This is a genomic window from Novosphingobium sp. TH158 (assembly GCF_002855555.1).
Lineage (GTDB): Bacteria > Pseudomonadota > Alphaproteobacteria > Sphingomonadales > Sphingomonadaceae > Novosphingobium.
This window is the reverse complement of record NZ_PKRT01000001.1, coordinates 281,144-301,447: the sequence shown is the minus strand read 5'-3', so window position 1 is coordinate 301,447 and position 20,304 is coordinate 281,144. Positions and strand designations below refer to the sequence as shown.

Below are 20,304 nucleotides of genomic sequence, written 5' to 3'. Positions count from 1 at the left end.
CATGCCTGCATCCGTAATCGCCTTGCTTGCCGCTGCTGCTGCCGCGCCTGTCGCACCCGCTGCGGAAGCCGTCCGCACGGAAGTTGCCCAGCCGATCACTGCCACCAAGATCATCCTTGTCGGCGATTCGACCACGGCAGTCGGATCCGGCTGGGGTTCTGCTTTCTGCGCCGAGCGGGTGACCCATGGCACCGCCTGCCTCAATCTCGCGCGTGGGGGGCGATCGTCCTCGTCCTACCGTGCGGAAGGATCGTGGGACCTCGCGCTGGGCGAGATGAAGGTGAAAGGCTACCGCGCGACCTACGTGCTTATCCAGTTCGGGCATAACGACCAGCCGGGCAAGCCCGGACGGTCGACCGATCTTGCCACCCAGTTTCCCGCCAACCTTGCCCGATACGTCGCCGAAGCACGTGCGGCCGGGGCCGTACCCGTGCTGGTGACGCCCCTGACCCGGCGGATGTGGAAGGAAGGCCGGCTGGACCGCGATCTTGACCCCTGGGCCGAGGCGGTGCGCCGGGTCGCCCGCGAAACGGGCACCCCGCTGGTCGATCTCAACGCCCGCAGCGCTGCAATAGTCGAGGCGATGGGGCCATCTGTCGGCAACCTGCTGGCGGAAGTGCCACCATCAGCGGAAATCGCCGCCGCCGCTGCGATAGACCGGCAGAGCCTGCCTTCGTCCACCGGGTTCCCCGCTCCGCTCAGCGGCCAGCCCGCCCTGCGCGTGGCCCATATGAACCGCCCGTTCGACTATACCCACCTGGGTGAGCGCGGCGCGGTGCTGTTCGCAACCGTCGTGGCCGATGAACTGGTTCGCGCCGTGCCCGAAGCGCGGCGGCTGATCCTGCCGTGATCGTGGGCCTGCCGGCCCGCCCTAGTTCTTCGGAGTTGCCCGCATCGCCGCATCGCGCCCGCTCAGCACTTCCTGCGCGCCGGCTTTCTGCCCCGGATAGCGGCCCGTCCTGGGCGTCATGGTGGCAAGATCCCAGTCAGCTTCGACAAAGGGCGCGCGCACTTCCTTGATCGCGGGGTAGCCCGGCCCGACCTCGTGCTCATCGTCGATGATCTCGCCCCTGCCCTCGGCGATGAAGAACAGCACGCGGATATCGTCCGGTGCCCGGTCCCAGGGACGCGCGCCGACCGTGGCAAGGACGCTGGTCTCAACCTCGCCCGAAGGCAGCACGGTGTAGCCGGCAAGGCTGGCAAGCGGTGCCTTGGCAGGAAGCAGCTTGGCCCTGGTCTCTCCATAGCGACCGAACTGCGGCAGCGGAACGCCATGCCGGTCCACCGCGCGGTTGTCGCGGCCGTAGTAGGCAAGGTCACCGTCGCCGCCCAGCATCAGGAACGGCAGGCCGGGATTGGTATCGTTGCCCCCGCGCATGACATTGCCCACAGCGGTTATCTCGCCGGTGACATAGGGATAGCCGGCCCACTCCAGGTTCATCAGGTTATAGTGAACCGCGCGGTGGCCGGGATTGTAGATCAGGTTGTTGATCATCAGCGCCTGCGCGCCGCCCTTGATCAGCGGACTGCGTTCAACATTGTGCGCCCAGACATTCCGGTAGAACGTGATGTTGGTGGCATTGTCGTGAATCAGCGAACCCTTGGAGTGCTCACCCTTGGGGTGGCTCGTATCCGCCAGCCCTTCGGCCGCAAGATTTTCCCGGAAGACAATGTTGTGGCTGGTATTGGCGCGCCATTCGGCAAGCGTCTTGCCGTTGAAGCGGGGGCCGGAGGCCGACATGTTCTCGTCGATGCCCCAAAGAAAGCTGCAATGTTCGACCACGACATTGCGCGCGCCCACCGTGGCGAAGGCATCGGCTTCCCAGCCCGAACGCTTGGCCTGCCCGTCAGCCCCTGTCATCACGCGCAGGTGACTGATGATGACATCGTTCGTCTTGAGATCGATGCCGCCGCGGATCAGGGTGACGCCCGGCGAAGGGGCTGTCTGGCCGGCAATGGTGAGAAAGGGCTCCTTGATCTCCAGCGTATCGCGGCCAAGGTCGATCACGCCTGCGACTTCGAAAACGACGATGCGCGGGCCCTTGGCGTTTACCGCCTCCTGCAGCGAACCGGGCCCGTCCTTGGCCAGCGTGGTGACGCGGATGATCCGCCCCCCTGCCCCACCCCTGGTGGGATCGGCTGGATGGGCATAGGCTGGCTGGCCCGGCACCGGCCCGGCCGCCAGGGGAACGACAGGCGCGGCGAGCGCCATGGTTGCAGCCAGGGTCGCGACAAGCAGGTGCCTCATCAACCAGTTCCTCTCTCGGCGGGACTTGCCGCACGCAGCCATGCTGCCGCTTTGCCGTGCATCAGGCAAGAAGCCGGCCACTACCCCCATCCAGCGGCCGGCTTCCCTGCGTACCTCAGTTGAACTTCACCCGCACGCCTGCGCGCAGGATGCGGCCGGTGCTGGCATAGTTCGTGACCGCTTCCTGGCCCTGATAGGCATAGCGCTGGGTGCGCTGGTTGGTCAGGTTCAGGCCTTCCAGCGTCAGCGTGGCATAGGGCAGGATATTCCAGCTTACCGACGCATCGACGTTCAAGGTCGAGCGGCTGTAGGCGAAGTCGTTGATCAGCGGCGAGTTGCAGAGCGTTCCCGCGACCGAGGGATCGGCCGGGCTGTTGGTCAGACCCGGGCTGCAGGCGCCCGCCGCGATCGGGTAGGTGGTGGAAAAGCCCTTGCGCTGCGCGGCGGAAACACGAGCGCGGAACTTCTTGGTTTCATAATAGAGCGTGGCGTTGAACGCCTGCGGCGAGACGTTGAGGAATGGCGCGGTGCCATAGGTCGGCGCCACGGTCGTCGTGCCCGGATCGAGGATGTAGTTCAGCTGCGACCAGATGCGCGTGTAATTTGCCTGCACGCCGAAGTTCTTGAGGAAGCCCGGCAGGAAGGTGAAGTCCATCTGAAACGATGCCTCGATGCCGCGGACATAGCCGCCCGGCGCATCGCGGAACTGGCGGGCAGCGAAAGTGCCGCCGGCGTCGATGTACTGGATCTGCTGCGGCGTGAGCTGGAGCTTCAGCGAATCGATGGCGTCCTTGTCGAGGAATTCCGAAAGCGCGCCTTCGTAGATCACCGTTTGCGGGAAGCTGCCGATCTGCTTGTCGAAGAAGGCCAGGCTGACCAGGCCGCCCGGCGCGAAATACCATTCGACGCTGGCATCGATGTTGGTTGCACGGAACGGGCTGAGCTTGGGGTTGCCGATGGTCATCGTGCCGCCGGTGGTGGTGCCGGTGAAGCTCGGCACGCTGAGCGCAGAGATCGTCGGCGACAGGTTCCCCAGCAGCGGCCGCGCCATGACCTGCGAGATCGAGAAGCGCGTGATCACGTTGTCGATCGGCTCGTAGGACAGGTTCAGCGAGGGCAGCCAGTCGGCATACTTGTTCACGCCGGTAAGCGGACGGCCCGAGGTGGAATTGCCCACCGATACAACCGAGGTTTCGACATAGCGTTCGCCCACGTTGCCGCGCAGCGGACGGCCGAACAGGTCCATGTTGAAATCGACCTGGAAATAGACGCCGGTATCCTCTTCGGTAACGGCATAGTTCTGCGCGCCGCCGTTGCGCTTGTTGGTCAGGCGCCAGTCGCCGTACTTGTTGATGCAATCGCAGGTAAAGCCGTACAGCGTCTCGAACTTCTGCAGGTCGGGCACGATGAAGGCGCTCGTCGTGCCGGCAGGCACATTCAGGCCCTGGCCGAACTGGATCGTCCTCGCGACCGATGCCGTGGTGACGCCCAGTTCCTTCAGCGTCGGGTTCAGCAGGTCGTTGTTGCGTTCGAAGAAGTTGGTGGTGAACTTGTACTTGCGCCAGTTTGCACCGACATTCAGCGTGAACTGGTCATTGACCTTCCAGGCGAGATCGCCCTTGATCTGCCGGTAAGTGTTGGTGACGTTGCGCTTGTAATAGCGGATGCCCGAGAAGCCCTTGACCACTTCCCACTTGGTGGGATCGGTCGCATCGAAGCCCAGGTCATAGACCGGCATGTCGCCGCCGCCGCGTTCGTCATAAGTGAACACCTCGGGCGTATCCATGCGGTTGAATTCGACGAGCTTGCCGACAGAATCGTTCCGCGATTCCGAAAGGCCGCCGACGAAGGAAACCTTCAGGCGATCGGAGAATTCATGGTCAAGCTGGCCGGAAGCCTGCTTGAACTTGGTCACGTAGGACGAATAGTCCACGGCCGACCGCCAATCGACGCCGCGCAGTTTCAGGTAATCGGCCAGGCCGTTGGTGACGTTGGCATCGAGCACTTCGACCGACGGACGCCCGATCAGCGCCCCGCGGAATGCCAGGCGGTTGGTGGAAGGCACATAGCCCACCGAATTGGGGTTGTTGTAGTAATCGTAGGGATCGAGGTTGTTCGGATTGGACGAGAAGATGTTGGCGTTGCTGGGGGTTACCCCTCCCGCCGCAACGGCAGCCAGGCCGAGGATCGAGGCGGTCGAAACGTTGCTCGAATTCAGCGCCGTGGCGAATGCCGGATTGGTTCCGAACAGCGAGGTGCCGCAGTCCTGCGCCGGAACCAGGTCCGATCCGGCATTGGGCGTGCACAGGCCGGGATAGAGCGCGCGCGCAGCCACTGGCGTCAGCGTGTTGCTGGCGGTGTTCAGCGTGGCATTGGTGTTGTTACGGTTCAGGCCGACGGTCTGCAGCTGGTTATAGGCGCTTTCGTTTTCGAACCGCGAATAGACGCCGTCGATCGACAGGCGGGTGCGGTCACCGATCTGCCACTGGTAGCTGGCGGTAATGCCAAGCCGCTCGGACCGGACATCCTGCTGCTCGATATTGGCGAGTGCCGGAATGCGGACCAGCGAATTATCGAAGCGGCCCGGCGTGTTGTAGGGTGCGCCCGGATAGAGCTTGGCATAGGCCGCCGCGTCGGAGCCGGTCAGCAGGTCGATCACCTGCGGGTTGGTGATTGCCGCGCCGAAGCTGGTGCCCGTGGGAGCGGCAAAACCGCCGCGCTGCGGGTTCTCGTTGCCGGTGAAGTCCGACTGGCGATAGAGATAGTCGGACTGGCCCGCCTGGCGGCGATACTGGTCAATCGTGTTGTCACTCTTCGACCAGGCACCGGAAACGAGGATGCCCATCGAATCGTCGAGGAAGCGCGTGGAGACGAGGCCGGCAAGGCGCGGGTTCCACTTCTTTGAGTTCTCGCCGTAAGACCCTTCCGCCGACAGCGCGAGCGCCCTGCCCTTGTAATCAAACGGACGGCCGGTCTGCAGGTCGATCGTCGCGCCCAGCGATCCTTCGTCGGTGCTGGCGGACGGCGTCTTCTGCACCTTGAGCGAGGAGAACAGTTCGGATGCGAAAGTGTTGTAGTCGAACGAGCGGCTGCGATTGGGCGTGGAACCCGAATCGTTCGATCCCGCAGTCGCCAGCGCCTCAAGGCCGTTCAGGCGGGTGCGGTTGAAATCGCCACCCAGGCCACGGACGGTAATGCCGCGGCCGTCCCCGTTGTCACGGTCGATCGAAACGCCCGGCAGGCGCTGGAGCGATTCCGCCAGGTTGCTGTCCGGGAAGTCGGCGATATCCTCGGCCGTGATCGCATCGACCTGGGTCACCGCCTCGCGCTTTTCGTTGATCGCGTTGCGCAGCACGGCGCGGAAGCCGGTGACGACAATGGCGTCGACCGCCTCTTCCTCTGCCGCCGCGTCGCCCGATGCCGGAGCGGCCTCCTGAGCCATTGCAGGCGCCGCAAGTGCGCCCCAAAGCATGGCCGTGACAGAGCTGCCAATCAGCAACTGGCGAGCAGAGAGAGCCTTGCGCATCCTTAACCTCCCATGTTCCGGCACCTTTAGGAAACCGGTGTCAAATCTCAGGAAGCCTTGTCGGAACGTTTGGCTGGCTGTGGCCAGATCTGCTGCACGAATCGCAACCGTGCCGTTGCCCCGGACTCCCTTTCAGCATTTCTTGACAGAGCCGCAGGAGCGGAGCAATAGAAAAATGACACCGGTTACCAAAAAGGCGCATGGGAGGACCGAGCGGTCGCTACCACTGCGGATCCGGGGTGAGGAGGATGCGTGCGAAGGCATTTGGCGATCATGGCTTTTCTCGCGCTGTCCGGCCCGATTGAAGCAAGCCAGGCGAAGCCGGTCGAACCCCGGCTCGCCTTCCCCGAGGCCGAGGGCGCTGGCAGGTTTTCCGCCGGCGGGCGCGGCGGCAAGGTATTCACCGTGACCACGCTCGACGATGCCGGCCCGGGAAGCCTGCGCGCCGCCGTCGAGACAAAAGGGCCGCGCATCATCCGCTTTGGCATTGCCGGTACGATCCGCCTGAAAAGCGAACTGGTCATCCGCGAGCCGCGCATCACCATCGATGGATCAGGCGCGCCCGCTGGCGGCATCGCCATTGCCGACCACGGGCTGGTGGTGAAGGCGGATGACGTGGTGATCCGGCACCTGCGCTCGCGCCTTGGCAACCGCGCTGGCGGAGAGGGCGATGCGATTTCCATATCCAGCGGCAGGCGCATCATCCTCGACCACGTATCAGCCAGCTGGTCGATCGATGAAACCCTCTCGGCATCGGCCAATTACGAGAAGGAGCCGGGGATATTCGACCTGACCGTGCAGTGGTCGATCATTTCGGAATCGCTGCGCTCGGCCGGCCACGCCAAGGGCAATCACGGCTATGGCAGCCTGATCCGGGGCGGAAAAGGATCGCGCTTCAGCTTTCATCACAACCTCTGGGCGCATCATGTCCAGCGCATGCCCAGGCCGGGCAACTACACGCCCGCCAGCCGCGATCCGCAGGGCCCGATGATCGAGTTCCGCTCGAACGTGTTCTACAACTGGGGCGCGGGTGCATCGGGATACAATGCCGACAAGGACAGCGCGGCAACCTATGCCTTCATCGACAACTGCTATGTCAGCGGACCTGACAGCAAGGGCCGCCTGGCCTTCCGCGAGGAGAACCCGCTGGCGCGCAGCTGGTTTGCCGGAAACAGCATGGACGGGGTGATCCCGGCCGAGCAGAAATCGCTTGTCGGCGGCCTGTGGAACCCCCTCCCCGCCGCGCCCGAAATCGCACCCGTCCGCGCCGATCCGGCCCCCGGCGGCTGCGAGGCAGTGCTCGCCCGCGCCGGTGCAGGCCCGCGCGATGCAGTTGACCAGCGTGTCGTCTCCTCGGTTCGGAACCGGAGCGGCAGGATCATCGACAGTCAGGACGATGTCGGCGGCTGGCCGGACCTGGGGGCCAGGCCATGACCATCGACCGCCGCAGCCTGCTGGGCGCAAGCCTGGCCACCGGCCTTGCCGCCGGCACCCTTCGCGCGCAGACGCCGCCTCCGCAGGCACAAAAGGCGCAGGCGCCGGGCCTGCCGCAGCCGACCGAGACAATCGACCTCTGGCCTGCCGGGGCGCCGGGTGTACCCTCCCCCGCACTGGCGGAGAAGGTGGACGAGCGATCGACCGACAGCCTTGTTACGGACCGCGCGGTTTACGGCATCACCCGCCCGCGCATGGCAGTGTTCCGGCCCGATCGGCCCAATGGCGGCGCGGTGCTGATCACCCCGGGTGGCGGCTATCGCTGGGTGGTGGTGGACAAGGAAGGCTATGAAATGGGCCGCTGGCTGGCGGCGCGCGGCTTTACCGCCTTTGTCCTGTTCTATCGCCTGCCGGGCGAAAGGTGGGCAGCAGGCCCCGACGTCCCGCTGGTCGATGCGCAGCGCGCCATGCGGCTGATCCGCCACCGCGCGCGCGATTTTGCCATCGACCCGGAACGTGTCGCCGCCATGGGTTTCTCGGCGGGCGGCCACGTTTGCGCCAGCCTTTCGACGCGTTTTGCCGTGCCGGTTTACCAGCCGGTCGATGCGGCAGACCGGCTTTCCGCCCGCCCCGTCTGTGCCGCGCCGATCTATCCGGTCATCAGCATGGACCCGGCCATTGCCCATCCCGGATCGCGCCGACTGCTGCTGGGAGAAAATCCCTCACCCGGACAGGCCATGGCATGGTCGCCGGACCAGACCGTGCCCGCCGATGCACCGCCGCATTTCCTGCTTCATGCCGAGGATGACGATGTTGTTCCTGTCGAGAACACCCTGCGCCTGCGCGCGGCGCTGAAGGCGCGCGGCGTGCCGGTGGAGATGCACCTTTTCGCGCATGGCGGACATGGCTTCGGCCTGCGCAAATCGCTGGGCAAGCCGGTGGAGGCTTGGCCCGAACTCTGGCGCGCCTGGGCGCGGACTGCGGGGCTGGGATGAGCGTGGATCGGCGCAACCTGATGAAGCTGGGCGGGGTTGGCGGCATTGGCGCGCTGGCGCTCAATGCGTCCCCGGCCCTCGCCAGCGCGACAAGGCGCAAGTGGGGCCGCGGTTACGACAACCAGCGCATTGCCGATCTTGGCAAGGGCACGTTCCGCAACCCGGTGCTTTCGGGCGACCATCCCGATCCGGCGATCCTGAAGGACGGTCGGGACTATTACCTGACCTTTTCCAGCTTCGATTCCTATCCCGGTCTCACCATCTGGCACAGCCGCGACCTGGTGAACTGGCAGCCGCGCAAGGCCGCGCTGAACCGCAACATCGGTTCGGTCTGGGCGGTAAGCCTGGAAAAGCACAAGGGCCGCTATTTCCTCTACATCCCGGTGAAAGCCGCGCCGAACGACATTTTCGTTATCTGGGCGGACCATATCGACGGCCCGTGGAGCGATCCCGTGCCGCTGGGCCTGCACAACCATATCGATCCCTGCCACGCCGTGGGAGAGGACGGATCGCGCTGGCTGTTCCTTTCAGGCGGAGACCGCGTGCGTCTTTCGGACGATGGCCTCAGTCTCGCCGGGAAGGTGGAGCATGTCTACGATCCCTGGCGCTACCCCGACACCTGGGACGTCGAAGGCTTCAGCCCCGAAGGTCCGAAAATCCACTTCCACGGCGGCTGGTTCTACATGATCACTGCGGTTGGCGGCACGGCAGGCCCGCCGACCGGCCACATGGTCATCGCCGCGCGCAGCCGATCTATCCACGGCCCGTGGGAACATCACCCCGGCAATCCGCTGGTCCGCACCACGCGGCTTGGCGAGGCCTGGTGGTCGCGCGGCCACGCAAGCCTTGTCGAGGGACCGGACGGATCGTGGTGGTCGCTTTACCACGGCTTCGAGAACGGCTTCTGGACGCTGGGCCGGCAATGTCTGCTCGACCCCGTCGAATGGACCCGCGACGGCTGGTTCCGCATGACCGGCGGCGATCTCTCCCGCCCGATCCGTTCGCCGCGCGGCGGCGAGCGGTTGCCGCACGGCATGGCCTTGTCGGACGACTTCTCCGCCCCGCTGGCGCTGGGAAGCAAGTGGTCGTTCTTCCGCCCTGCCCCGGATGAGGCATCGCGCGTGCGGATCGCCGATGGCGCGCTGCACCTTGCCGGAAAGGGGCTGGCACCGTCGAGCGGATCGCCGTTGCTGCTGATCGCCGGTGATCGTTCCTATCGCTTCGAATGCGATATCGAAATCCCGGCCGGCGGAACGGCGGGACTGGTGCTGTTCTATGACGACAAGCTCTATTGCGGGCTCGGCTTCGACGAAAAGCGCTTCGTCACCCACCAGTACGGCATAGAGCGCGGGCGACCGGCAAATCCGCACGGCCGCCGCATGAGGATGCGCGTCACCAATCGCGAGCATATCGTCTCGTTCCACACCAGCGGCGATGGCGGGCAGACCTGGCAGCGGTTCGATCGCGGCATGGAAGTGTCCGGCTATCACCACAACGTGCGCGGCGGGTTCCTTATGCTGCGCCCCGGCCTTTACGCCGCTGGCCCCGGCGAGGCCCGGTTCCGCGACTTCCGCTTCACCGCGCTCGACGACTGAGCGGACGCGCTGCCTGTCTGAAAGGACAGATTGAAGCGGCGGGGCAGATCCGACTTGTGTCCGGGATGGCGTTCTCCACCCTCCCCCGTCCGCTTGTGGTCTTCGGACTGGCTGGCCTGCTGCCTCAGGCAGGTTGCCTTGCCCTGATGCTGGTCTGGCCCGATGCCCGCTGGTTCACCATGGCTGCGGCATGTTTCTATGCGGCGATCATCCTCTCGTTCCTTGGCGGAATGTGGTGGATGGCCGGGCTGATGGCTGGCCGCAAGGAGCCTGCAGCCTACCTGCTTGCGGTTGTCGCCAGTCTTTCGGGCTGGGCCGGCCTTCTGCCTTGGGCGCTCGGCTGGAGCTGGCCGGCGCCCTCGCTTGGCGTGCTGGGCCTGCTGTTGCTGGCGAGCCCGCTGGTCGACGGCTTCCTTGCCCGCGACATAGCCCTGCCGCCCGCATGGCTGCGCCTTCGCGTGGCCATGGCATCGGGCCTTGGCCTGCTGACGCTGGCGGTAGCGGCACTCGCCTGACGACATGGCCAAGCGACTGGTCCTCGTGCTGGGCGACCAGCTTTCACCGCGCATTTCCTCGCTGCGGGCGAGCGACAAGGCTGGCACCATTGTCCTGATGGCAGAGGTCGCTGCGGAGGCTGGCTACGTTCCTCACCACAAGAAGAAGATCGCCTTCATCTTTTCCGCCATGCGCCATTTCGCCGCCGAACTGCGCGAGGCTGGCTGGACGGTGGACTATGTCACGCTGGACGATCCCGCCAACTCCAGCACTCTGGCCGGCGAAATCCGCAGGGCGCAGACGCGGCACGGCACCGGCGAGCTGGTGGTCACAGAACCGGGCGAGTGGCGGGTGCTGGCGGAGCTGGAGGCCTGCGGGGCGCAAGTTCTTCCCAACGACCTGTTCCTGTGCAGCCGCGAGGAATTCGCCAGTTGGGCCGAGGGGCGCAAATCGCTGCGGATGGAATACTTCTATCGCCTCATGCGGCAGAAGACCGGCCTCCTCATGGCGGGCAACGCCCCCGAAGGCGGCCAGTGGAATTTCGACCACGAAAACCGCAAGCCCGCCAGCGCCAGCCTGTTCATGCCCCAGCCGCTGCGGGTCGCTCCCGATGCGATTACGCAGCAGGTCCTGGAGCTTGTCGAACGCCATTTCCCCCGCAATTTCGGCGATCTGGAACCCTTCTGGTTCCCGGTAACCCGCACGGAGGCGGAGCGCGCCGCCCGGCAGTTCATCGACGCTGCCCTGCCATCCTTCGGGGACTATCAGGATGCCATGCTGCTGGGGCACAGGTTCCTGTTCCACAGTTTGCTATCGCCGCTGATCAATGTCGGCCTGCTCGATCCGATAGAGCTCTGCCGCATGGCCGAGGCGGCCTATCGCGCCGGCAAGGTTCCGCTCAATTCGGCCGAGGGCTTCATCCGCCAGATCATCGGCTGGCGCGAATATGTGCGCGGCATCTACTGGCGCGAAGGGCCGGACTATGCGCGCCGCAATGCGCTTGAGGCCCGCCGCGCCCTTCCTTCCCTCTACTGGACCGGCAAGACGCGCATGGCCTGCATGGCGGCGGCCATCGGCCAGACCCGGGAAGAAGCCTATGCGCACCATATCCAGCGGCTCATGGTCACGGGCAACTTCGCCCTGCTCGCCGGCATCGATCCCCATGCGCTGCACGAATGGTATCTGGCAGTCTATGCCGATGCCTTCGAATGGGTGGAGGTGCCGAACACCGTAGGGATGAGCCAGCATGCGGACGGCGGCCTGCTTGCATCCAAGCCCTATGCGGCAAGCGGCGCCTACATCAACCGGATGTCGGACTATTGCCGGTCATGCCACTACACCGTGAGCGAGAAAACCGGCGATCGTGCCTGCCCGTTCAACGCGCTCTACTGGCACTTCCTCGACCGGCACCGTCAGCGCTTTGCCGGCAATCCGCGCATGGCCCAGATGTATCGCACCTGGGACCGCATGGATGAGAAACACCGGCGGGCGCTATTGGCGCGGGCCGACCGGTTCCTGCATCACCTTGATCAGCACGGGTCCGATTGCAGCGCGGCCTGATCGGCCCCGATCTTTCGCGCGATGTCCCTGCCGGAAAGCCAGGCGCATTCCACGCGCGGGCCGATCAGCCAGTCACCACAGGCGCCGATCCGCGCGCGCGGGTTCCACATCGAACCGATGCCCAGCCCCGCACTCATCGCATAGCGCCAGCGGTGCGCCGTCGCCGTAACCGGGTGCAGCCCGGCAAGGCCCAGAGCCGTGCCAAGGCCGCGCAACAGGGCCTGCGCCACGCTGTCCTTGTCGTCTTCGATATGGTTTGCGGACCAGAGCGGATTGGCCTGCACCACCCAGCCTTCCGCCGCCTCGCGTCCGGGCTTCGAGGCAGAGCGCGCCGCCCAGGCGACAAAGCCGCGGTCGCGGACGATCTGCTCCGCTGTCGCGAGCGGTTCGGCAAAGGAAAACATCCCCGTCCAGCATGGCTGGGATCGGGCCAGCATGGCCTGTCGCGCCATGTCGAAATCGTGGAGCGAAAGGAAGGGCAGCGCCTGCTCGGCAGGCACGGCGAGGACCACCACATCGAAACCGGCGAAACTTGCGTCCCCGGCACGGACCAGCCACCGGTCGCCTGCCTTCTCCACGCGGTCGACATGCACGTTCCAGCGCACATCGTGGCGTTCGGCCATGTCCTTGATCACGGCGTTCATGGCCGGCACGCCGACCCATGCCTCATGCTCCACTGCGGGCCAGAGCGCGACAACGCCGCGATCCGTCCACAGATCGACCTGCGCCCGGAAGGCAGGGTCTTTCGCGGTGAAGTACTGGGCGCCGTGATCGAAACGCATGTCTCCCAGCGGCGTTGCCATCCTGCGGGTGGACATCCGGCCACCCGGCCCGCGCCCCTTGTCGAACAGGATAACCTCGTGCCCCGCTTCGGCCAGCCCGCCGGCGCAGGAAAGGCCCGCCATTCCGGCTCCGATGATCGCGATTTTCATCTGCTCTTGCATGGACCTGGCTTCGAAATTCGGGGTCGGTATGCGGAACGCAAGGCGGCGGTGCAGGAGAGAGGTGCACCGCCGCGGCTCGGCAAGAGGGCGGGAGGTGCCGAGCGTTTTGCGTTCAGAAGCCCATCAGGGCGAGGATTTCCTTGCGGCTGCTGTCATTGTGCAGGAAGCAGCCCATCATGCGGCTGGTGACCATGCCGACACCGTGCGTACGCACGCCGCGCCCGGTCATGCAGCCATGCTGCGCGTTGATGACCACGGCCACGCCCTGCGGCTTGAGGTGGTCCCAGATCGCCTGCGCCACTTCGGCCGTCAGGCGTTCCTGCACCTGCAGGCGGCGGGCATAGCCGTGAAGCACGCGCGCCAGCTTCGAAATGCCGACAACGCGGTCATTCGGCAGATAGGCGATCGATGCCGTGCCGGTGATCGGTGCCATGTGATGTTCGCAGTGCGACTGGAAGGGGATGTCCTTCAGCAGCACCACCTCGTTATAGCCGCCAACTTCCTCGAAAGTGCGGCGCAGGTGGAGGCCGGGATCCTCGTCATAGCCCAGGCAGTATTCGCGCCAGGCACGCGCGACGCGCTTGGGCGTATCGACCAGGCCCTCGCGGGTCGGGTCATCGCCCGCCCATTCGATCAGCGTGCGGATCGCCTCCTGCACGGGCTGCGGAACAGGAAGCTTGTTCTCTTCCTCATCGCAATGCATATCACTGGCCATGTAATTCATCGTCGAATGCCTTGCCGTTAGCTTGCCCCATCGATGGGCCGCTGCGATCCTCGGCACAACATGACCAAAGGGTCACGTAGAAGCTGCTGGGAAGAACCGAACGCCAATGTCACTTTCCGCCATGATCGATCACAGCGCCGTGGCCGCGGTGATCAGCAATCCTCGCCTGCCGGACAACCCGATTGTCGAATGCAACGCCGCGTTCGAAGCGCTGACCGGATATGGCCGCGACGAGATCATCGGGCGCAATTGCCGCTTCCTTGCCGGGCCGAACACCGAACCGGCACTGACAGCACAGATCGTCCAGGCCGTGCGCGAAAAGCGGCCCGTGCTGGTCGAAATCCTCAACTACAAGAAGAACGGCACGCCGTTCCGCAATGCCGTGCTGGTGGCGCCGATCTTCGATACCAATGGCGAGCTGGAGTATTTCCTGGGCTCGCAGATGGAAATCCAGTCGGTTGACGAGGAAGCCTCGAAGATCCGCCAGAACCAGTCACGCGCCAAGGTGGAACAGCTCTCGATCCGCCAGCGCGAGGTGCTGGTGCAGATGGCAGCCGGCAAGCTGAACAAGCAGATCGCCCATGTGCTGGGCATCACGGAGCGGACGGTGAAGATGCATCGTGCCGCCGTGCTGAAGGCCCTGAACGTGCCCGCCTCTGCCGATGCCATCCGCATCGCCGTGGAAGCCGGCTACTAGGCCGGGAAAACCCCTCCACCGCTAGCGCGGGCCCTGTCAGGAGCGGACGATCCGGCCGTCCAGCAGTTCGATCCGCCGCGGGCACTGGGCCGCGATATGCTCATCATGCGTGGAGATCAGGAAGCTGGTGGCCATCGACTGGTTGATCGAGCGGATCAGGTCCATCACGTGATCGGCCGATTCCCGATCGAGGTTCCCCGTCGGCTCGTCTGCCAGGACCAGCACCGGACGGTTGATCAAGGCTCGCGCCACGGCGACCCGCTGCCGCTGCCCGCCCGACATGGCCGAAGGGCGGTAGTCGCGCCGGTCAGCCAGCCCCACTGCATCGAGCAGCTCCATCGCCCGAGAGCGCATTTCCGCCGTCTCCCTGCCCTGTGCCGCTGCCGCCGGCATCATCACGTTCTCAAGGGCGGAAAGATCGGAGAGCAGGTGGTGGAACTGGAACACGAAGCCCAGGTAGCGGCTGCGGAACTCGGTCCGTTCGGCATCGCTCGCTGCCATCAGGTCCGTGCCCAGCATCACGTGCTGCCCGCCCGTGGCGCGCATGAGCGTGCCCAGGATCGTCAGAAGCGTGCTCTTGCCCGATCCGGAGGGACCGAGCAGGGCAGCCATTTCTCCGGCGTTCAACGCAAGGTCGATGCCCTTGAGCACCTGCGCCGCCGCCTCCCCCTCGCCGAAGGACTTGGTGAGGCCGGTGACGGAAAAGACCGGGTCCGCGCTCATTGGCCGATGGCCTCGACAGGGTCGATACGCGCGGCGTTGCGGGCCGGAAGGATCGAGGCGAGCATGGCGGCGAGCGTGGTCAGCGTGATGGCCAGCAGGTAATCCCCCTGCCCGCGGTCAATCGGCAGGCCGCCGCTGCGCACCTCTGTCACCGGTGGCAGGGGCAGAAGCGCAGCCCAGGCCGCCAGAGCACCCACAAGCGCGCCGATCAGCCCGATCAGGGTGCCTTCCAGCACGAAGACCGAAATCACCAGCCGCTTGCTCGCCCCCATCGCCCGCATGATGCCGACCTCTGCCTTGCGGCGGACAATCGAGAGCAGCATGGCACTCGCGATGCCGACCACGATGGTGATCAGTGAGAAGGCCTTGATGATCGTGCCGGTACGCGCCTGTGCATCCAGTCCTTCGAACAATTGGGTATTGTCCTCGGTCCAGGCCGTGGCCTTCAGCCCCGTAGAGCGGCGCAGGCGCTCGGCAATGCGCGGGGCATCGGTTGCCGGCTGCACCTTGATCTCTATCCGCGAGATACCGGTCGGCAGATCGAACAGCGCACGCGCAGCGGTGAAGTTCATGTAGATCGCCTGCCGGTCTGCGCTGGCGACGCCGAGCGTGAAGACGCCGCCGATGCGAAAGCTGCGCGCCCGGCCGCGATCGGAGCTGAGCCGGACAACCTGCCCGACCCGCAGGCCAAGATCGCTGGCAAGCCGGCTGCCGATCAGGATGCCATCAGCGGGCAGGCTGCTGCTGCCCTCGACAATGGCGCCTTCGATATCGGCGATGGCGGAAAGCTTGCCCGATTGCACGCCGATGATGCCCACCGGGGCAACGGCCTGCCCGCGCTCGACAAAGGCCGACCCCCGGATCTGCGGCGATACTGCGGTAACGCCGGATGTTTTCTCGATGATCGGGATCGCCGGTTGCCAGATGGCGATCTGGTTGCGCCGGCTCAGGTCCTTCTGAAGGACGACCTGGGCACCGCCCGGAACGGGCAGTACTGCCGGGTCGCGATCCGGCATTTCCAGCACGATATGCGGAATGCTGCCCACCGTGCGCAGCGTCAGCAGCGTTGCCAGCCCGCCGATGAGCGCGCTCATGAAGATGAACACGCTGACGCCCAACGCCACGCCCGCCATCAGCAGGGCCGACTGGCCGGGGTGGGCCAGCAGGTGCCGGGTGGCCAGCTTTACCGCATAGGGGCTCATCCTAGCGGCGCGCCCTTACCTTCTCGCCCGGCTTCGCCGCCTCGGGGTCTGCCAGCAGACGGTCGCCTGCGCGCAGGCCGCTGGTGACGATGACTTCCTCGGCAGGCCAGTCGATGAAGCTCACGGGTCGCTCGCTCACCTCGCCATCGGTGCCGACGATGCGAACGCGCGCACCGCCGCCGGACAGGATCAGGGCACTGCGCGGCACGCTGATCGCGCGATCGCGCTTTTCGATGACCAGGTTCACGGTGACGGTAAGGCCGGACGGCGCGTCGACCGATCCGTCCAGCAGGTTCAGGCGCACGTCGCGCGCGCCCGTCGCCGAATCGACCCTGGGCTCGACGTGGACCACCTGGGCGCGCAGCTCTTTCGCGGTTCCCGGCAAGCTGACGCGCGCTTCCATTCCGGGGCGGATTTCGGCGGCATAGATCTCATCCACCTCCACCGTCACCTCCGGTGCGGAGAGGTCTGCCAGCCGGTAAACGATGCTGTCGAGCCCCACAATCTGCCCGGGGTCCACCGGCCGTTCAAGGATGACACCGGCAAAGGGTGCGCGCAGCACCCGGCGGTCCCGCTGCTCGCGCGCCTGGACAACGCCGGCGCGGCGGCGGTTCAATTCCCGCGCGCCCTCCTCCACGGCAAGGCGGCGTTGCTCGACCTCGCGCTTGGTGGCAAATTGGCCGAGCGCCTCGAACCGGGCCAGGTCGCGCCGGGCCTGGGCAAGCGTCGCCTGCTGCGCCATGACCGACGCTTCCGCCTCGGCAATCGCTGCGGTTTCCGGACCGTCATCGATCCGCGCCAGAACCTGCCCGGCGCTGACCCGGTCCCCGACATCGTAAGGCAGCGCGATCAGGGTGCCACCCAGCTGCGGGCGGACATCAACCTGAAGCCTTGGCCGCACCCGCCCATTCACGGCAAGAACGCGGCTGGCCGGGGCCAGCTCGGCGGTAATCGTATCGACCTGCTTATCGCGCGGGGCAAACAGCCAGTAGGCAGCGGCGGCCAGCACCAGAAGGCCAAGGATCGCGAAAATGGTCTGTCGGCGAGTCAGTTTCATTGCAATTCCGATCCCTAGCACAGGCTTTCCGGGCCGGAGAGGGCAATTGCAGTCAACATGTCCAAGAGTGAAGGCCGGGCGCGAACTCCGCCGGACAGGCCACTAGGGGGCCGAAGAATCACGCAGTCGGGATGGAGGAGGACGGCAAAGGCCCTGCGCGGCTGATCGCGTTCAGCTTCTCTCGCCGGTTCAGGGTTGCGATGAGGACGGGGCCGTCCTGTTTGACAAGCAGTGTCGAGCTTCGGACATGGGGGCGTCGATCTGGCCGGAGTTCATGGGGCGCGCGTCGTCAGCGCGGGTTGGGAAGCTTGTCGTGAATCGCATTGATCGCGGACACGAGTTCCTTGTCGAGCGACAGATCCACTGCGCCCAGGTTGCCTGCAAGCTGCTCCGCGCGGCTGGCCGCCATCAGGACCGAAGTGGTGAACGGCTGCTGCTTTGCGAAGGCCAGAGCCATGTGGGCGGGCTCCATTCCTCGGCTTCGCGCCAGATCACCGTAAGCCTTGATCGCCTGCAATCTGGCTTCGGAAAACCTGCTGGCGAAAGCCGGTGAGTTGGCAGAGCGGCTGCCCGGAATTGGCTCCGGCTTGTCCCCGTACTTGCCGGTCAGGGTTCCTCCGGCCAGCGGAGAATAGGCAATCAGGCCAGTCTGCTCGCGCATTGCGACCTCGGCCAGTCCCAGTTCGAATGAGCGGTCAAGCAGGCTGTACCCGTTCTGCACCGAGGCAATGCGCGGCAGTTCTTCGTTCTGGCTGACGGCAAGGTATTCCATGACGCCCCAGGGAGACTCATTGCAGACGCCAATGGCCCTGACCTTCCCTTCCCGGACCATGTCGCCCAAGGCACCCAGAGTTTCGGCAATCGGGACTGTACCAGGAGCATCGGGGACAAGCGAAAAGCGGGAGCGGCCCAGTGTCGTGATTGCTCTTTCGGACCAGTGGACCTGATAAAGATCGATCACGTCCGTGCCGAGACGGCGCAGGCTGTCCTCCACCGCCTGGCGAATGTTCGCCGCGTCGAGCCGCCGATCCTTGCCACGGATGTATTCGAGACCGCCCGCATTATTGCCGGGTCCAGCCACCTTTGTTGCGATCACCACCTTGTCGCGAATGCCCCGGGCTTCGACCCAGCGGCCAAGAATGTACTCCGACTGCCCCTGGGTATCTGCGCTGAGCGGGGTGGGATAGTTCTCCGCCGTATCGAACAGAGTGATCCCGGCATCGAACGCCATGTCGAGCTGACGGAAGGCGTCGTCTTCAGCGGTCTGACCGCCAAATGTCATGACGCCCAGCCCGAAGGCGCTTACCTTGAGGTCCGTCCTGCCAAGTTGCCGGTATTCCAAAACTGGATCTCCCATTTGCTTGGAGCGGAGGTGGCCGGAAAGCGGGCGCGGTAGTCCTCGCTGTGCAGGAGGCCATAGGTATAGTGGAAAAGATCAGCCGCTCAAAATAAGTCCCTTTGTCCCGCTCATTGCGCGAAGCAGCGCGATACTGGGTGAGCAATTGGCGAAGCGGCGTTGTCATTCTACCCCCAGATGGTGCGACTGGCGCAATGCTAGACCGGCCCGCGCCAGCCGCCAACGGTGCGCCGGGCGTTTTTCCTAAATCAATTGAAAAGTTAGCTGTAGCCATCCGCGATCAAAAGCGGAGCCATTGGCTCCTTTAGTTCGTCGACCCGAGCAAACGCCTTTTTGCTTGCTGGAACTCCTCTTCGCTAAGAGCTCCGCTCTCCCTGAGCTCTACGAGCTTCCTAAGTTCGTCGGCAAGCGAGCTGCCCTGCGTCGTCTGGATTGGCTTTGACGTGTCGAATTGGGGCGGTGGCAGCAGCTTAACGGCCTGACTGCATTGCGCGCTGATCAAATCAAAATCTCTTGATTGCCCCATTTCCGTATGCAGGACGTTCCCAACAGGGTCCAAGACCACGACAAAGGAGCTACTGCCAGTATAGCCGCCCATACGGTTCCGGGCGTTGATAGACCCGCAGGTCCAATACCCATTGATCCGTTTCGATAGGACGGGCTTCCAGCTGCCGAGGACAAAGCCATAAGGCCACTCGATTCGCGCTGACTCAGGATCGATGAGCCGTGCCCTTAGAGCCGCTTCCGCGTTCCTGCGGAAGAGCCCCCAGTTTGGCGCAGTCGCATCAAACATCCGCTCTCCGCCTGGCCATGCCTTCGTAGCGGACACAAGCTCTTCGAACCGAGATGATCCCAAATTCTGACTGATCGTTGCTTCTGAGGAGCGCAGCGACTGGATCGCCTCGCCTCTCAAAGCTGGCACCCAGTGCGCATCCTCAATGAACATGCGCATGAAGTCGAAGGTCAACTGTGCGATGTTATAATTTGCCGCATTCTTAGACACCGCCGCGCATTGCAGCATCGTCGCGGCACCGCCTGACCCCATGTCCGAGCGCTGCCGGATCGCCGAAACGCAATCATCAAACTTGCCAAGAGAAACCGCTTTCAAATAACCCACGGCAGCTTCAGTCACCGGGCGTGCGTCGGAACAGGTCAGATCCAACCTCATGGGTTCACCATTTCGTTCCAGAGTGACAGGAATAACCGTGCCCGGTGCAATGCCGCGAAGCAAAGCGACAACGTCCTCTGCACTCTTCCCGGCAACATTGACGTTGTTCAACGTCAGCAGTTCGTCGCCTGGACGAAGGGGGGTCGAGGCAAAGGTGCGCCTAACAATCGGCCCTTGCTCGATATACGCGGAAATCGAACAGCGACTCATAGGCTCGCCCAGCTTCTGCATCTGCGCGATCGCGGCCTTGGCGTCCGTCTTTAGAGCATTCTTATCTTGCGCTTGCGCAACAGGTGAAGCGAGATGCGCCATTGCAGCGGCAATCAGAAGTCGCGAGCCCGGTAATTTCATCGTTGAGCTTCCCCCAAATGCCGCTTCTGACACGCGCTGCTCGCAATTCCACGGCAGCATTGAAGGTGGAATCGCAGCACCTGCGCTGTAGCAGATTTGTTGCACGGAGTTGCTGTCACGACAATGTAACGTGTGGAAATCCGAGGAAAACCGCGCAACAAAATGCAACAATGAGAAGTTGCACCAGGCGACCCGCATGGGTCGGAAAACCGCAGGTTTTCGGGATTT

At 64.6% G+C, this 20,304-nt stretch carries 16 protein-coding genes; 7 read left to right on the top strand and 9 right to left on the bottom strand.

Annotated features, from left to right (window positions below):
- Position 1 precedes the first annotated feature (1 nt).
- Complete coding sequence (locus C0V78_RS01630; RefSeq protein ID WP_101796131.1) at positions 2-850, top strand: rhamnogalacturonan acetylesterase; 849 nt, start codon at positions 2-4, stop codon at positions 848-850.
- A 21-nt stretch (positions 851-871) separates the two neighbouring features.
- Here C0V78_RS01630 and C0V78_RS01625 read toward each other — a convergent pair whose 3' ends face one another.
- Positions 872-2,248: a polysaccharide lyase family 1 protein gene (locus C0V78_RS01625; RefSeq protein ID WP_173843317.1), complete on the bottom strand. Its 1,377-nt coding sequence runs from the start codon at positions 2,246-2,248 to the stop codon at positions 872-874.
- A gap of 115 nt (positions 2,249-2,363) precedes the next feature.
- Positions 2,364-5,774 (bottom strand): TonB-dependent receptor domain-containing protein, encoded by a 3,411-nt coding sequence (locus C0V78_RS01620; RefSeq protein WP_101796130.1) that lies wholly within the window; start codon positions 5,772-5,774, stop codon positions 2,364-2,366.
- A 273-nt stretch (positions 5,775-6,047) separates the two neighbouring features.
- Between C0V78_RS01620 and C0V78_RS01615 the strand changes: the two genes are divergently transcribed.
- From C0V78_RS01615 to C0V78_RS01595, 5 genes are all read left to right on the top strand, one after another.
- Positions 6,048-7,208 (top strand): polysaccharide lyase family 1 protein, encoded by a 1,161-nt coding sequence (locus C0V78_RS01615; RefSeq protein ID WP_101796129.1) that lies wholly within the window; start codon positions 6,048-6,050, stop codon positions 7,206-7,208.
- Positions 7,205-8,203: an alpha/beta hydrolase gene (locus C0V78_RS01610; protein WP_101796128.1), complete on the top strand. Its 999-nt coding sequence runs from the start codon at positions 7,205-7,207 to the stop codon at positions 8,201-8,203. The genes C0V78_RS01615 and C0V78_RS01610 overlap by 4 nt, the downstream gene beginning before the upstream one ends.
- The gene (locus tag C0V78_RS01605; protein WP_101796127.1) at positions 8,200-9,798 is read left to right on the top strand and encodes a family 43 glycosylhydrolase; all 1,599 of its coding nucleotides are present in this window, start codon (positions 8,200-8,202) and stop codon (positions 9,796-9,798) included. Before C0V78_RS01610 ends, C0V78_RS01605 begins: the two co-directional genes overlap by 4 nt.
- 65 nt (positions 9,799-9,863) lie before the next feature.
- On the top strand, positions 9,864-10,313 hold the full coding sequence (locus tag C0V78_RS01600) for a DUF3429 domain-containing protein (protein ID WP_101796126.1): 450 nt from the start codon (positions 9,864-9,866) through the stop codon (positions 10,311-10,313).
- A 4-nt stretch (positions 10,314-10,317) separates the two neighbouring features.
- Positions 10,318-11,853: a cryptochrome/photolyase family protein gene (locus tag C0V78_RS01595; protein WP_101796125.1), complete on the top strand. Its 1,536-nt coding sequence runs from the start codon at positions 10,318-10,320 to the stop codon at positions 11,851-11,853.
- Here the strand turns inward: C0V78_RS01595 and C0V78_RS01590 are convergent.
- The gene (locus C0V78_RS01590; protein ID WP_101796124.1) at positions 11,823-12,785 is read right to left on the bottom strand and encodes an NAD(P)/FAD-dependent oxidoreductase; all 963 of its coding nucleotides are present in this window, start codon (positions 12,783-12,785) and stop codon (positions 11,823-11,825) included. The two genes, C0V78_RS01595 and C0V78_RS01590, sit on opposite strands and share 31 nt — an antisense overlap.
- Positions 12,786-12,909: 124 nt before the next feature.
- Positions 12,910-13,512 (bottom strand): GTP cyclohydrolase I FolE, encoded by a 603-nt coding sequence (gene folE, locus C0V78_RS01585; RefSeq protein ID WP_101798134.1) that lies wholly within the window; start codon positions 13,510-13,512, stop codon positions 12,910-12,912.
- A 115-nt stretch (positions 13,513-13,627) separates the two neighbouring features.
- On the opposite strand from folE, the gene C0V78_RS01580 reads away from it, so the two are divergent.
- The gene (locus C0V78_RS01580; protein ID WP_173843315.1) at positions 13,628-14,218 is read left to right on the top strand and encodes a PAS domain-containing protein; all 591 of its coding nucleotides are present in this window, start codon (positions 13,628-13,630) and stop codon (positions 14,216-14,218) included.
- A gap of 36 nt (positions 14,219-14,254) precedes the next feature.
- Here C0V78_RS01580 and C0V78_RS01575 read toward each other — a convergent pair whose 3' ends face one another.
- From C0V78_RS01575 to C0V78_RS15025, 5 genes are all read right to left on the bottom strand, one after another.
- A complete protein-coding gene (locus C0V78_RS01575) occupies positions 14,255-14,941 on the bottom strand; it encodes an ABC transporter ATP-binding protein (RefSeq protein WP_101796122.1) in 687 nt (228 codons plus the stop codon).
- Positions 14,938-16,143 (bottom strand): ABC transporter permease, encoded by a 1,206-nt coding sequence (locus C0V78_RS01570; RefSeq protein ID WP_101796121.1) that lies wholly within the window; start codon positions 16,141-16,143, stop codon positions 14,938-14,940. Before C0V78_RS01570 ends, C0V78_RS01575 begins: the two co-directional genes overlap by 4 nt.
- A gap of 1 nt (position 16,144) precedes the next feature.
- Complete coding sequence (locus C0V78_RS01565; RefSeq protein WP_101796120.1) at positions 16,145-17,200, bottom strand: efflux RND transporter periplasmic adaptor subunit; 1,056 nt, start codon at positions 17,198-17,200, stop codon at positions 16,145-16,147.
- 289 nt (positions 17,201-17,489) lie between these two features.
- A complete protein-coding gene (locus C0V78_RS01560; protein ID WP_101798133.1) occupies positions 17,490-18,542 on the bottom strand; it encodes an aldo/keto reductase in 1,053 nt (350 codons plus the stop codon).
- 319 nt (positions 18,543-18,861) lie between these two features.
- Positions 18,862-20,274 (bottom strand): SHOCT domain-containing protein, encoded by a 1,413-nt coding sequence (locus C0V78_RS15025; protein ID WP_216822151.1) that lies wholly within the window; start codon positions 20,272-20,274, stop codon positions 18,862-18,864.
- Positions 20,275-20,304: the final 30 nt, after the last annotated feature.

Coding starts and splice junctions, on each gene's coding strand:
- C0V78_RS01630 (WP_101796131.1), top strand. CDS start 2: ATGCCTGCATCCGTAATCGCCTTGCTTGCCGCTGCTGCTGCCGCGCCT.
- C0V78_RS01625 (WP_173843317.1), bottom strand. CDS start 2,248: ATGAGGCACCTGCTTGTCGCGACCCTGGCTGCAACCATGGCGCTCGCC.
- C0V78_RS01620 (WP_101796130.1), bottom strand. CDS start 5,774: ATGCGCAAGGCTCTCTCTGCTCGCCAGTTGCTGATTGGCAGCTCTGTC.
- C0V78_RS01615 (WP_101796129.1), top strand. CDS start 6,048: ATGGCTTTTCTCGCGCTGTCCGGCCCGATTGAAGCAAGCCAGGCGAAG.
- C0V78_RS01610 (WP_101796128.1), top strand. CDS start 7,205: ATGACCATCGACCGCCGCAGCCTGCTGGGCGCAAGCCTGGCCACCGGC.
- C0V78_RS01605 (WP_101796127.1), top strand. CDS start 8,200: ATGAGCGTGGATCGGCGCAACCTGATGAAGCTGGGCGGGGTTGGCGGC.
- C0V78_RS01600 (WP_101796126.1), top strand. CDS start 9,864: ATGGCGTTCTCCACCCTCCCCCGTCCGCTTGTGGTCTTCGGACTGGCT.
- C0V78_RS01595 (WP_101796125.1), top strand. CDS start 10,318: ATGGCCAAGCGACTGGTCCTCGTGCTGGGCGACCAGCTTTCACCGCGC.
- C0V78_RS01590 (WP_101796124.1), bottom strand. CDS start 12,785: ATGAAAATCGCGATCATCGGAGCCGGAATGGCGGGCCTTTCCTGCGCC.
- folE (WP_101798134.1), bottom strand. CDS start 13,512: ATGGCCAGTGATATGCATTGCGATGAGGAAGAGAACAAGCTTCCTGTT.
- C0V78_RS01580 (WP_173843315.1), top strand. CDS start 13,628: ATGTCACTTTCCGCCATGATCGATCACAGCGCCGTGGCCGCGGTGATC.
- C0V78_RS01575 (WP_101796122.1), bottom strand. CDS start 14,941: ATGAGCGCGGACCCGGTCTTTTCCGTCACCGGCCTCACCAAGTCCTTC.
- C0V78_RS01570 (WP_101796121.1), bottom strand. CDS start 16,143: ATGAGCCCCTATGCGGTAAAGCTGGCCACCCGGCACCTGCTGGCCCAC.
- C0V78_RS01565 (WP_101796120.1), bottom strand. CDS start 17,200: ATGAAACTGACTCGCCGACAGACCATTTTCGCGATCCTTGGCCTTCTG.
- C0V78_RS15025 (WP_216822151.1), bottom strand. CDS start 20,274: ATGCGGGTCGCCTGGTGCAACTTCTCATTGTTGCATTTTGTTGCGCGG.